Raw genomic sequence first — 11,770 nt, 5'->3', positions numbered from 1 at the left:
TCTTCAGTATAGAAAGGGTCCACATTTTTTCCCTGAAAATTTATGTCAGGCCTGTCGCCTAGCCCGTCATGACCAGCACTGCGGCCAGTGCTATCAGCCCCAGTCCCAGCGTATCACGCCGGGCAACGGGTGTTTTCAGCCACCATAATGAGATAGCAAGGGTGAAGAACACTTCAATCTGGCCCAGGGTCTTCACATAAGCAACGTGTTGCAAACTCATGGCACTAAACCAGCCAATCGACCCGATACAGCTGGTGGTGCTGATTGCACTAGTCAGCCGGCGATGTCGCCATAGCAGTCGCCAGGAGTCGGCTTCGGCATAGCTTAGGTAACCCGCCAGCAGCAGCGTTTGACAGGATAACACCAGTAGCAATACCCAGGCTGCACTATGAGGAAAGGGTAACTGAGTGGCGATACTTGCTTCTCGCACCCACAAAGACGTGAGTGCAAAGGCACCGCCGCAGGCAAGTCCCAGCAGGGCGGTCGATAGCTGAAATTGCCGCAGGGTCACGCCGCTGAGCAGCAGCACGGCAATGCCGCCGAGCAGCACTCCCAGCCAGCCCAGCGCACTCAGGTGAGAGCCAAAAAATACCATGCCCAGCATAGCCGCCAATAAAGCCTCACTTTTGGCCAGGCCCACGCCCACAGCGTAATTATTGCGTTTGAACAGGACCACCATTAACCCGGTGGCGATGATCTGCATCACGCTTGCGCCGCCAATATAGCCCAGTAAAGTTGGATTAAAGGTCAGTGCGGGTGCCGCCTGCCAGTGGTACAGGCCCAGCAGGTATAGCGCGGCCAGAGGCGTGGCTAACAGAAAACGGGCCAGCGTGACACTGGCCACACTGGCGTGCTGGCTCAAACGGCTTTGCAGGGCGTTACGCCAAGCCTGGCTAAATGCGGCCAGACAGGTAAAGGCAATCCATTCCATACGTGATGACTTTTAGTTATTCAGGAGCCCTGACGCTACCTGCGTCGGCCGAGAATTACTAGCGCCTTGAGAAATATTCAGCATAAAAAGGGTCAATGGTGGTGCGACAATTTGCCACAGTGTGTCGCGGCTCGCCGCGCGCTATACTGCTTAGCGATGCTACTTTTTACCGCCCAGACAGCCAGTCGGGCGGTATTATTTTTCCTTTTCCAGCAGTTCAAGCTGCGTCAGGGCAATGGCCTGATAGTGTCCGGGCGGCAGAGCCTGTGCATCCAGGTGCAAATTGGCTATCCGCACCCGATATAAATCCACCACCCGATAACCACAATAACGCGCCATTTTACGGATCTGTCGGTTCAGCCCCTGTTTGAGAATGATGGTAAAGGAATCGGCTGAAACAGGCTCGACCCGACACGGCTGAGTCATGACGCCATCTACTGGCACACCTGCACGCATTTGCGCACAAAATTGCGCATCAAACGGGCGGTCTACCACCACCTGGTATTCTTTTTCCTGATGATGGTCGGGGTGGATAAGTCGGTTGCAGAGTTCGCCGTCATTGGTGAGTAGCAACAACCCGCGACTGTCTTTATCTAACCGGCCAATGGGATAAACACGCTCACCTGGAGGGAGGTAATGGATCAGGCTGCTGGCGTCGTCCGGGCGTAATTTGCAGTCTATGCCCACCGGTTTGTGGTACGCGTAGAGCTTTTTCGGGGCTGGACCGGAGACCGGGCGACCGCTGACAGAAACGTCGTCGGCGTCGGTAACATGGTCAATGTGGTTCGCCGGGCGACCATTCACAGTCACCTCTGCGGCTTCGATCAGTCGAGAGGCCTGACGGCGGGAGCAGACACCACAGTGACTCAGGTATTTGGCTAGGCGCATTGGCTGCATAAAGGAGATAACCCGGGAGCAAAAGCTCAGTATATCAATTGTGGCTGCGCGGGCGCAAAATCAGCACCGCATTTTGCTGGTCGATATCAAAGTCAAAATGGCGCAGGAAGTTCATGCCCAGCAGTCCGGGGCCAGCCCGCATCTCATTCATCACCGCAAATTGCATGGGACCGCGTACCTGATCGCCAATTTGCATCTGCTCACTTTGGTAAAACTCAACGCTCGCCAGACCATTGGCCGTAGACACAGTGCGGGTATCGAGATAGTCAACGGCCTGCGCCAGGGTCGCGAATTGCTGTTGGGTCAGCGACGTCACGCTGGCGCCGGTGTCTATCATCAATTCAATGGTGGTGCCTGCGAGTCGGGCTTCGAGGACAAAATGACTACCCAGGCGACGCAGCGGGACATGCGTAACGCCCTGTTGCAGCGCTTGGGCGCGCTGATAAAGTGCCTCAGTCTTTTGGTGGTGGCGCAGGGTATGGTCCGCCTGGGCAATTAAAAACAAGGCTTCGGCAGGCTGCAATAATGCCAGGTGTGCCTCGACCTGGTGTGTCAGCAGGGGCAGCACCTGTGGCTTTTCATCGTACCAGGGGGCGGCAAGTGTCAGCAGCTCATGCCACTGTTGCTGTTGGCTCAGCGCGACCAGACGCGGCACCAGCAAGGTATCAACCAGCGTTTGCCACTCGGTATAATGTGGGTTGCGCCGGTACGCAATAAGGAGCCGGGTAAGTGCCTCATCGGGCTGCCCAAGAGATTGATAGAGCAAAATTTCTAGCCGTTGTGCTGTCACTGCCTGGGGGTCGGCTCTGAGGTAACCCTGTACCAGCGCCAGCTGGGCAAACAACTGGGCATGGCTGGCTTGCGCCAACTGGGTATCTATCCATTGCCACCACTGCTGCGCATAGCGCTTTGTGATGTCCGGGTGGGTTTGTCGCGCTTGCAGCAAACTGGCCAGAGCCTGTTCATAACGGGCTTGCTCAAATGCCTGCTGGGCCTGGGCAACAGAGGCTGGCGTGTCGCTGTTTTTGGATTGTACTGCTCTGGCCTGCGGAGCCGAAGAAGGCAAAGTCGAATCTGCAGGTTGCAATGCAGGCGATAACTGATAGAGCTGCCAGCCCAGGTAAGTGTTGAGCAGTAAAGAGAGTCCTAACAGCGTTGATTTCACCTGCATTACCTGTGCTCCTAGCGGTGCTTACTCAGCACGCTTGCTATCGCTGAGGCAAAATCGCGATGATGGGCAATCCCTAACTTGTGCAGGCGGGTGTCCTGAAGTGCACAGTTGTGCGGTCGGGCTGCGCTTTGCGTCGGCTCAGGCAACGCAACAAGTTGTTCGGCGTCTATGCCTAACTGCGCTGCCATAGTGCGTGCCATCTGATACTTGGTCATCGCCTGAGTATCCGACACATGATAAATCCCCCCCAGTTTTTCAGCAGGCAGTGCCACTAAGTCGGCCAGCGTGAGTGCGACATCTTCAACATGAGTAGGGTAGCGGACGGCCCAGTCGTCGTGTGCACCGGATGGGGATGCTTTGAGCTGCTCGGCGATCACCGTCACAGCCGACTCGGCCAGATATTCGACCTCACCATACAGCACTGGGATGCGGATTACGCAATGGGCCGGGTCGATAGACAGTACAGCCTGCTCTGCCCGTTGCTTGCTCTGCCCGTAAAAATTGAGCGGGTTGGTTTTTGCCTGTTCGTTATAAGGCGGTTGAGCGCCGTCAAAGACGTAGTCGGTGCTGATAAAAAATAATCGGATCCCACGCTGGCTGCATTGTGTGGCCAGGTATTCACTGGCAGCAACATTGAGTGCCAATGTCTGAGCATGATCTGTTTCACAGACATCTGGTTTGCGCTCTGCGGCAGCGTGGATCAGCACATCCGGCTGGTAGGTGTCCAAAAATCGACAAACCTCAGCCTGCTCACTGAGATCCAGTGCCACCAAGGGAGCTGTAGCTCGCCGGTAGCCACACCCTATCACGTCATGGTGTGGTTCTAGTGTGCTATAAATGGCGCGCCCGAGTAACCCGGTTGCGCCGGTAATGGCGATTTTCGTCATGCTGGCTCCGTTGCGAAAGTGTGCTAACTGTGTTCTATTGTACCTGCGAACTGTTATTACAACACAGAAGGATTTGCAATGAAAATACTGAATGTCCGTGCTCTGGTGGCCACGGTATCGCTGTTTTGTGGCCATGTGGTGGCCGCAGCAATTTATCCAATTGGCAGCAGCTGCACGCTGGATGATGTCCGCCCCGCCTTGAAACTTCAAGCTGAATTAAAGCAGCGAAAAGGTCAGCAGCTCCATGATATTTTCGACTTATTAAAAGCAGATCTCTTTGATGAGCTGCAGAGTAAGTTGCCAGGCTATCCTAATGGTATTGAGATTGACTCACTCACTTTCGACTATGACGAAGTATCCGGTTCAGCGTTGTACCACACGATAGTAGAGGCTAAGCTCACGGCTCATGCTGTGAAGACATGCGCCACCAATAATCGCGTTACACGTGCCGCTGATTTGAATGTGCAACCGGTTAATCAACACCAACAGTCGTCTGTGACCGAATACGCAATCAATATTGATATCGTGCGTGAGGTGAAGCAGCAGCATCTGCCCACCAATGTTATTACGCCATCGAGCGTATTCGGTATTCATTTAGGTACCCACTTTGCGGATGCTGAACGTTTGATCGGGCGCTTTAGCCTGCTCTGGCAACTTGATGCCAAAACTCGATTGGCTACGATAGGACGCAATCATGCGTTATTTTTTATCGATGATCAGTTTGTGGGCTACCAGTATGCTAACTTTCTTTTCCCAACCGTTATTAATAATCTTGTCGAGTTTCAGTCCCTGGACATGATGCTCACTGTGGGTGAGAATTCGCTGACGGTATCAAACGGGCTCATGATGGACGACTCGCAAGGTGAGTTTATTCGTCAAGCATTTTCTGTTAATCAAACGGTTAAAGTCAGGCTGGCCGATGAGGGGAGTGAGGCCACTAAGCTGGAGCACCTTGAAATAGGGAAACTACCCACGCTTGAAAACGGGGTATCATCTTTACCTTGTTTGACCACAGCGCAGAGCACATCGGTAAAAGAAAAAGACCTTACCGGGATGATTGAGCTTGTATCAGTGCAAGGTGAGCAGGTGTATATGAGCGGGTGCAGCGAGGTGATTACCCTGGAGAAGGGCGGCAGAGTTAAGCAGTTGGATTTACTTGAACCTATCCGCATTAGAAATGCGCAACTGTGGCAGGCCACACGCCTGTTTGACTTTCAGCCGTGGCAATTTCGCCATCTTGCATATCACACATCGCTATCTGACCTTGATATAACAGATGAAGAATTAGTGGATGATGTTTTGGAAATTGAACAGCAAAGCTGGTTTGGTCACTTTTTTGTTGAACAAAGCAAAGTTGTGGCGGGCACTGTCTATTTTAGCCTATAAAGCATGGGGTCTGCACTTTAGCAGACCCCATTCCCTCAATAAGCGGTAGTTAAAGCACAATGCATCATGCCGCTTGCTGCTGACCCTGACCTTCCCAGACTTTGGCACGCAAACCAAACAGGCCAACCAGGATCCCCACGCCAATACAGAACAGGCTGATCTGCAGATACAGATTAGGCATCTGCTCCACGTTATTGGGGTCAAAATTACCAGCCAGCAGGCCCGAGATAATGTTACCGATTGAGTAAGTTAACACAAATACGCCCATCATCTGTCCGGCAAAGCGTTTTGGCGACAGCTTGCTGACTGCACTCAGTGCTACCGGGCTCAGGCATAACTCACCAACTGTATGCAGAAAGTAAGTGGTTACCAGCCACATGGGCGCTACCTTAAGGCCTTGCGCAGCGTACTGAGCGGCAAAGAACATGACGATAAAGCCGCTGGCCATGATCACCAGGCCAATGGCACATTTTACTGTGTACGACGGTGAGATCATGCGCTTGGCCAGGTTGATCCACAGGGCTGCGAAGAAGGGCGACAGTATGATGATAAAAAAGGAGTTGGTTGACTGGAACCAGGCGGTGGGAATACTAAAGTCGCCAATCAGTCGGTCGGTATAGTCGCGGGCAAACAGGTTTAAAGAAGAACCGGCCTGCTCAAACCCGGACCAGAAGCAGGCTGAGGCCACACAGACCAAAAAGAGTGCCCACATTTTGCGTTTCTCATCGTGCTCCAGCTCACCGGCAAAATAAATAAACCCGTAATAGGCGAAGAAGATAAGGGTAAACGCCACAGCCACATATTGGGCAACCACCACCGGATTAATGGTGATCAGCCCGCTGTAGGTGAGTGCCACCACGCCCGCAACGACGGCAACCACCGCGCCTATGACCGACCAGGCCTTGCGTGCCTTTTCAGCAGAGAGCGGGTTGCTGGGCTGGTCGCCGACCTGGGCAATATTACCCAGAGTGTGACGATACTGAATTAGGCCAACGCCCATGCCTACCGCGGCGGCACCAAACGCCCAGTGCCAGCCCAGATTTTCCATAAAGTAGCCACAAATGGTATAGCCGAGCACCGACCCCAGGTTGATCCCCATGTAGTACAGGGCATAGCCGCCATCGCGTCGTTCGTCTTCGTCACGATAAAGCTGACCCACCATGGCGCTGATATTGGGCTTTAGCAGGCCGGTGCCTGCAGCCACCAGGATCAGGCCAATAAAAAAGGTTTCATGGGCCGGAATGGCCAGCACGATATGGCCACACATGATGATGATGCCGCCGTACCAGACGGTGCGCTGACCGCCCAGCAGGCGATCGGCTATCCAGCCACCGGGTAAGCCCAGAAAGTACACCGCGCCTGTGTATAAGCCATAGATGGCCGCAGCTGCTGCCACGGTGAACTCCAGGCCTTCTTCTTGCAAAGAGGCGGTCATAAAAAGCACCAGCAGGGCGCGCATGCCGTAGTAGCTCATGCGCTCCCACATTTCAGTAAAAAAGAGGGTAGACAGGCCTTTGGGATGGCCAAAAAATCCCGTATCAAGATGAGTGTCCTGAGATGACATAGTAGACTTCCGATTGTTGTTTTATTATCCGAAAGTCTTATTAGTACGTGATTTGTTAAAAATTTGCAACCGAAGTCAGTTGGCCTTCGACCGAGAGGAAATGCCCTGCGCAGAGGTTATTTCAGCAGTAATGACAGGGCATGGATATCACCAATTTCAATGTCGGCGAGACCCTGATAACGGTAGGCAACATCCTGATTGTTAAGCCAAACACTGCGACATCCAGCCAGGTTGGCACCTTGCACATCCGTATCCAGGCTGTCACCTATGTGCAGTATCTGGTGCGGCGCCACAGCGCAGTACTGACAGGCGGCGTCAAACAGATCGGCGTGGGGCTTGGCACGGCCATCTCGCCCTGCCATAAACACCTGTTCGAACTGACCGGCGAGGTTGAAGCGCTCTACCTCAACATTGCCATTGGTGATGGCAATCAACCGGAAGCGCTTGCTCAAACGCGCCAGCAGCGCCAAGACCGATGCACTGACCTCAATCTGACTGCGTGCGGTTGCGAACGCCTGATAGGCGCTATGGGTGTGGTGTTCAATGTCTGCATCGCTATATCCGGCTTGCTGTAAGCCATAGCGCAGCGCAGCCTGACGCCAGCGGGTAACGTCATTGGTGAGCTCGCTTTGCTCGGTGGCAACGTGCTGGCGGCATTCGAGCCAAAATTGTGGACCCTGGGCACGCCAGGGCGCTAGTGCATTCACGTAGTCGTTCATTGCCTGCACCGCATTCGCAATGATAGGGTGGTTGTTATACAAAGTATCGTCCAGGTCGAAGCTCAGTACCTGGATCTCATCAATAGCACGGTTAAATCGCATAACACCTCTCAGTTGTTCAAGTTTGCCAGAGTGTACCTAAAGAAACGCTTCAGGCCTACTTAGTCTTTACGTTGTTTTCGGGCTCGGGGATGGGCGTTGTCATACACTTTGGCAAGATGACCAAAGTCGACATGGGTATAGACCTGAGTTGCCGATAGGCTGGTGTGGCCCAGCATTTCCTGGATGGCCCGTAGATCGCCACTGGATTCGAGTAAGTGGGTGGCAAAGGAGTGACGTAGTTTGTGGGGGTGAATGGTGCCCGTAATGCCCTGGCGGATCCCCCATTCCTGCATTCTGGCACGTACGTGACGGGCCGAGATGCGGGTTTTGCGTTTGCTGACAAACAGTGCTGGCTCATCAGCAGGTGCAAACAAAGGACGATACTTGAGCCACAGTGCAATGGCCTCCAGGGCCTTACCGCCCACGGGCACAACCCGCTCTTTATTGCCCTTACCCAGCACCCGTATTTCACCATCGCGGATATCGTGCAGATTGGCATTGGCCAGCTCACTGATCCGCAGTCCGCTTGAATACATCAGCTCCATCATGGCCTTGTCGCGCACTGCGAGCGCATCGTCATCTGCAATGTCCAGCAGTTGTGCCATCTGATCCACATCGAGGCTTTTTGGCAGTGGCTTTTGAAATTTTGGTCCGCGCAGCCCCTGGGCCGGGTTGTAGGCGTCTTGATCTGTGGCGTGTTTGTGCTGCAAAAACTTGTATAAGCTGCGCACACAGCTGAGTTTTAGATTGATACTGCGCGGGTTGTATTGGCGGGTGCGCAGCTGCATTGAGTAGCGCCTGACCAGCTCACTGCTGACTGCCAGCCAGTGCTCACAGTGGGGGGCAAAAAAAGCTGCCGCCTGCAATAACTGGCGTTGATACTGTCCCAGGGTGTGGGCTGAGTACTGACGTTCAAATTTCAGGTAATTGGCAAAGTCGGCAATCGGCTCCAGCCAGCCCGGCCCAAGCTCGCTTGGATCCACATCCAGGTGGGGTTTACTCATGCCAGATGCTGCAATCTAAGTTGCAAAGAAGACACCAGCTCACTGACAAACAGCGAGCCGTTACCAGGAGCAAAATGATCGGCGCAATGACTGGCAAACAATAACACGGCCTGCGGGTTATCCTTGTCGCCCAGTGTATATAACGCAAACGACTGACATTGTTCGTCTTCGACCAGGCCGGTGCGTTCTGCCTGATTCAGGCGGCCCTGATAACCATTGCTGTCTTTTAAGCGGCTGTGCCTGAGCGCATTCACTGCACGGGCTTGCTCACTGTCGTCACTGAGGTTAACCAGCTGGCAGTGATTGACGTTAGGCAGTTGGGTTAACTCCTGACTCAACAGCTCGGTCAGGGCTGACACATTCTGACATTGCCACAGGCGTCGCTGACACTCACTGAACAAACGATAAATCTGTTCATTTTCTTGTGCGTGCGCGACCATCTGCGCAATTTGCTTTTGCAGCTGCTGATTTTGTTCACGCAAAGTACGTTGCTGTAACAGTGCCAGGTTAGGCGCGCCCTGGGTATCGTTGTACAGGTTCAGCTCCAGCAACAGATACGGGTGCGCTAGCAAAAAATCGGGATGTTGGTGCAGAAAGTCCTGCACCTGCTGGTGTGTCAGTGGACCTTCTGAGTGGCTCATAACGCAATTTGTCCGTCAAAGACGTGTTCTGCAGGGCCAGTCATTTTAACGCTCTGGCCAGGGCCATTCCAGCGCACCTGAATGCTGCCTCCGGGCAGGTCAACACGCACTGTGCTGGCCAGTTTATCCTGCGCTATGCCGACGACTGCGGCAGCGCAAGCGCCACTGCCACATGCCAGGGTTTCTGCGGCACCCCGCTCCCAGACACGCAGTTTGATATGTTCACGGTTAATGATCTGCATAAAGCCAATATTAGCACGTTTTGGAAAGCGCTCATGGGTTTCCAGCAGCGGTCCAAGCGTGCTCACATCTGCCCGCTCAATGTCTTCGACCTCAATCACGCAATGCGGATTCCCCATAGAAACCACACCACAAAACACCGTATGTTCTTCGGCGCGCAGAATATAGGTTTGTTCTTGCTGTTTTGCCTTAAATGGCACCTGTGCGGGCGCAAATTCGGGTTTGCCCATATTCACGGTGACCTGGCCGTCTTTTTCGGTAAACAGCGTAATATTGCCGCCTTTTGTGGACACGCTCACTTTGTGTTTGTTGGTCAGGCCCTTCATGCGGACAAAGCGGGCGAAGCAGCGTGCGCCATTGCCACATTGTTCTACTTCGGTGCCGTCGGCATTGAATATACGATAATGAAAGTCCAGGTCGGGCGAATAGGGCGGTTCAACCAACAGTAGCTGGTCGAATCCGATGCCAAAATTGCGGTGTGCCAGTTTACGGATCTGGTCCCGCGACAAAAAGACATTCTGGGTCACGTTATCCACGACCACGAAGTCATTGCCCAAACCATGCATCTTTGAAAAATTTACAAACATAAAGCCTTATCTATTTTGGTGTCGCGCTGTGTATGCACGCACCTATTTTATGATTGTGATACCCTTACTTTGCCACGCCGTGCGCTATTACGGAAGCACTTGCTCGCCCTGCCACAGCGATTCCAGCGTTTCTCGTTGGCGGATCAGGTGGCAAGTATCGCCATCGACCATAATTTCTGCAATGCGCGGGCGTGAGTTGTAATTTGAGCTCATGGTAAAACCATAGGCCCCGGCGCCGCGTTGTGCCAATAAGTCGCCAGGCTGAATCGCGAGCGGTCGATCTTTGCCGATAAAATCTCCGGTCTCACAAACAGGCCCTACAACATCATAGGTATGCAAAGGCGTATCATCTTGCCTTGGGGCAACCGCAATGATCTGCTGCCACGCCTGATACAGCGAAGGGCGCAGCATGTCGTTCATGCCTGCATCGACAATCGCAAAATGCTTGTCTTTGGTTGGCTTCAGATATTCCACTTTGGTAACCAGTATGCCGGCATTCGCTGCAATGGCACGGCCTGGTTCAAAGATCAGCTCCAGATGTTGATAGTCGGCAAGTCGTGCCTTGACCTCAGCGGCGTAGGCGCTGGGGTGGGGTGGTTTTTCGCTGTCGTAGGGCACGCCCAGACCGCCACCAATATCCAGGTGCTTTAATGTAATACCGGCCGACTCAAGCGTGTTGACCAGCGCCAGTACTTTGTCCAGCGCGGCAATAAAGGGCGCAACTTCAGTGAGCTGTGAGCCGATATGAAAATCGATACCCACCACTTCGATGCCGGGCAGAGCACATGCCAGTTGATAGACATTAAAGGCTTCTTTAATGTCGATGCCGAATTTATTCTCTTTCAGCCCGGTGGAAATATAGGGGTGTGTTTTGGCATCTATATCCGGATTAACCCGAATAGAAATGGGCGCAAGCAGCTCAAGCTCACTGGCAACCTCACTGATGCGACGCAATTCAGCGGCAGACTCTACATTAAAACACTTGATGCCTGTTTTAAGCGCAAAAGCAATTTCCTGTGCCGTTTTGGCAACGCCGGAAAACACGATTTTGGCCGGATCGCCGCCGGCTTTGAGTACCCGTGCCAGCTCACCCTGAGAGACAATATCAAATCCGGCCCCCAATCTGGCTAAGACATTCAGCACAGCCAGGTTGCTGTTGGCCTTGACGGCATAACAAACCTGGTGAGGGTGTCCCTGTGCCGCGTCGGTGAACGCATGATAGTGGCGCTCCAGCGTCTTTCGGGAATATACATAACAGGGAGTGCCATAGTTTTCGGCGATATCACGGATGGCTACCTGCTCGGCATGGAGATGATTATCCTGATAGTGAAAGAAATCCATTTATGACTCCTGTTTCGTATCAGCATCCTCAGACGATCCGCTATCCTTGTCAGGCTGAGGAGCCTGCTCGGGCGCGTTGGTCGGTTGGGCGCGTTGCTCGGGTAAGTATAGAGGCCCACTCTGACCGCATCCACTTAACAGCAAGAGGCTGGTCAAGATCAGGGTAAATAGGCTAAATTGAGTGTGTGTCGCTTTCATTAGATTAATGATGTCAGTGCCTTTATAATCGCAGAGTAACAGAATTGGTAAAAAAAGCAGCTTAGAAAGTAAATTTAATTGCGCCAAAGTGGCGGACTTTCG

The 11,770-nt window shown here is 53.2% G+C and carries 12 protein-coding genes; 1 reads left to right on the top strand and 11 read right to left on the bottom strand.

Features of this window, described 5'->3' with window-relative positions; genetic code table 11:
• Positions 1–58: 58 nt before the first annotated feature.
• From TW77_RS15450 to TW77_RS15435, 4 genes are all read right to left on the bottom strand, one after another.
• Positions 59–931 (bottom strand): hypothetical protein, encoded by an 873-nt coding sequence (locus tag TW77_RS15450; RefSeq protein ID WP_046005877.1) that lies wholly within the window; start codon positions 929–931, stop codon positions 59–61.
• 195 nt (positions 932–1,126) lie between these two features.
• A complete protein-coding gene (locus TW77_RS15445; protein WP_046005900.1) occupies positions 1,127–1,819 on the bottom strand; it encodes a pseudouridine synthase in 693 nt (230 codons plus the stop codon).
• A 43-nt stretch (positions 1,820–1,862) separates the two neighbouring features.
• Positions 1,863–2,999 (bottom strand): retropepsin-like aspartic protease family protein, encoded by a 1,137-nt coding sequence (locus tag TW77_RS15440; RefSeq protein WP_046005876.1) that lies wholly within the window; start codon positions 2,997–2,999, stop codon positions 1,863–1,865.
• An 11-nt stretch (positions 3,000–3,010) separates the two neighbouring features.
• Positions 3,011–3,886: a dTDP-4-dehydrorhamnose reductase family protein gene (locus tag TW77_RS15435; protein WP_046005875.1), complete on the bottom strand. Its 876-nt coding sequence runs from the start codon at positions 3,884–3,886 to the stop codon at positions 3,011–3,013.
• Positions 3,887–3,964: 78 nt separating this feature from the next.
• Between TW77_RS15435 and TW77_RS15430 the strand changes: the two genes are divergently transcribed.
• Positions 3,965–5,272 carry a hypothetical protein gene (locus tag TW77_RS15430; RefSeq protein ID WP_046005874.1) on the top strand — a complete coding sequence of 436 codons (1,308 nt, stop codon included), beginning with the start codon at positions 3,965–3,967 and terminating at the stop codon, positions 5,270–5,272.
• Positions 5,273–5,336: 64 nt separating this feature from the next.
• Here TW77_RS15430 and TW77_RS15425 read toward each other — a convergent pair whose 3' ends face one another.
• The 7 genes from TW77_RS15425 to lptM form a co-directional block, all read right to left on the bottom strand.
• The gene (locus tag TW77_RS15425) at positions 5,337–6,836 is read right to left on the bottom strand and encodes a peptide MFS transporter (protein ID WP_046005873.1); all 1,500 of its coding nucleotides are present in this window, start codon (positions 6,834–6,836) and stop codon (positions 5,337–5,339) included.
• 116 nt (positions 6,837–6,952) lie between these two features.
• Complete coding sequence (locus tag TW77_RS15420; RefSeq protein ID WP_046005872.1) at positions 6,953–7,657, bottom strand: HAD-IA family hydrolase; 705 nt, start codon at positions 7,655–7,657, stop codon at positions 6,953–6,955.
• Between the two features lie 59 nt (positions 7,658–7,716).
• Entirely contained in the window at positions 7,717–8,661 is a 945-nt protein-coding gene (locus TW77_RS15415) for a tyrosine recombinase XerC (protein WP_046005871.1), read from the bottom strand.
• Positions 8,658–9,302, bottom strand: coding sequence for a DUF484 family protein (locus tag TW77_RS15410; RefSeq protein ID WP_046005870.1), 645 nt, complete (start codon positions 9,300–9,302; stop codon positions 8,658–8,660). Before TW77_RS15410 ends, TW77_RS15415 begins: the two co-directional genes overlap by 4 nt.
• Positions 9,299–10,129: a diaminopimelate epimerase gene (dapF, locus tag TW77_RS15405; RefSeq protein WP_046005869.1), complete on the bottom strand. Its 831-nt coding sequence runs from the start codon at positions 10,127–10,129 to the stop codon at positions 9,299–9,301. The genes TW77_RS15410 and dapF overlap by 4 nt, the downstream gene beginning before the upstream one ends.
• An 87-nt stretch (positions 10,130–10,216) precedes the next feature.
• A complete protein-coding gene (gene lysA / locus TW77_RS15400) occupies positions 10,217–11,470 on the bottom strand; it encodes a diaminopimelate decarboxylase (RefSeq protein WP_046005868.1) in 1,254 nt (417 codons plus the stop codon).
• The gene (gene lptM, locus TW77_RS15395) at positions 11,471–11,668 is read right to left on the bottom strand and encodes an LPS translocon maturation chaperone LptM (RefSeq protein ID WP_046005867.1); all 198 of its coding nucleotides are present in this window, start codon (positions 11,666–11,668) and stop codon (positions 11,471–11,473) included. It lies immediately after the preceding gene.
• Between the last annotated feature and the right edge of the window lie 102 nt (positions 11,669–11,770).

The organism is Pseudoalteromonas rubra, assembly GCF_000967655.1.
Taxonomy (GTDB): domain Bacteria; phylum Pseudomonadota; class Gammaproteobacteria; order Enterobacterales; family Alteromonadaceae; genus Pseudoalteromonas; species Pseudoalteromonas rubra_A.
Note: the sequence above shows the minus strand (reverse complement) of the source record. Positions and strands in the feature narration are given on the sequence as shown.

Excerpts from the sequence above, each read along its gene's own strand:
- TW77_RS15450 (WP_046005877.1), bottom strand. The coding sequence starts at position 931 with ATGGAATGGATTGCCTTTACCTGTCTGGCCGCATTTAGCCAGGCTTGG.
- TW77_RS15445 (WP_046005900.1), bottom strand. The coding sequence starts at position 1,819 with ATGCGCCTAGCCAAATACCTGAGTCACTGTGGTGTCTGCTCCCGCCGT.
- TW77_RS15440 (WP_046005876.1), bottom strand. The coding sequence starts at position 2,999 with ATGCAGGTGAAATCAACGCTGTTAGGACTCTCTTTACTGCTCAACACT.
- TW77_RS15435 (WP_046005875.1), bottom strand. The coding sequence starts at position 3,886 with ATGACGAAAATCGCCATTACCGGCGCAACCGGGTTACTCGGGCGCGCC.
- TW77_RS15430 (WP_046005874.1), top strand. The coding sequence starts at position 3,965 with ATGAAAATACTGAATGTCCGTGCTCTGGTGGCCACGGTATCGCTGTTT.
- TW77_RS15425 (WP_046005873.1), bottom strand. The coding sequence starts at position 6,836 with ATGTCATCTCAGGACACTCATCTTGATACGGGATTTTTTGGCCATCCC.
- TW77_RS15420 (WP_046005872.1), bottom strand. The coding sequence starts at position 7,657 with ATGCGATTTAACCGTGCTATTGATGAGATCCAGGTACTGAGCTTCGAC.
- TW77_RS15415 (WP_046005871.1), bottom strand. The coding sequence starts at position 8,661 with ATGAGTAAACCCCACCTGGATGTGGATCCAAGCGAGCTTGGGCCGGGC.
- TW77_RS15410 (WP_046005870.1), bottom strand. The coding sequence starts at position 9,302 with ATGAGCCACTCAGAAGGTCCACTGACACACCAGCAGGTGCAGGACTTT.
- dapF (WP_046005869.1), bottom strand. The coding sequence starts at position 10,129 with ATGTTTGTAAATTTTTCAAAGATGCATGGTTTGGGCAATGACTTCGTG.
- lysA (WP_046005868.1), bottom strand. The coding sequence starts at position 11,470 with ATGGATTTCTTTCACTATCAGGATAATCATCTCCATGCCGAGCAGGTA.
- lptM (WP_046005867.1), bottom strand. The coding sequence starts at position 11,668 with ATGAAAGCGACACACACTCAATTTAGCCTATTTACCCTGATCTTGACC.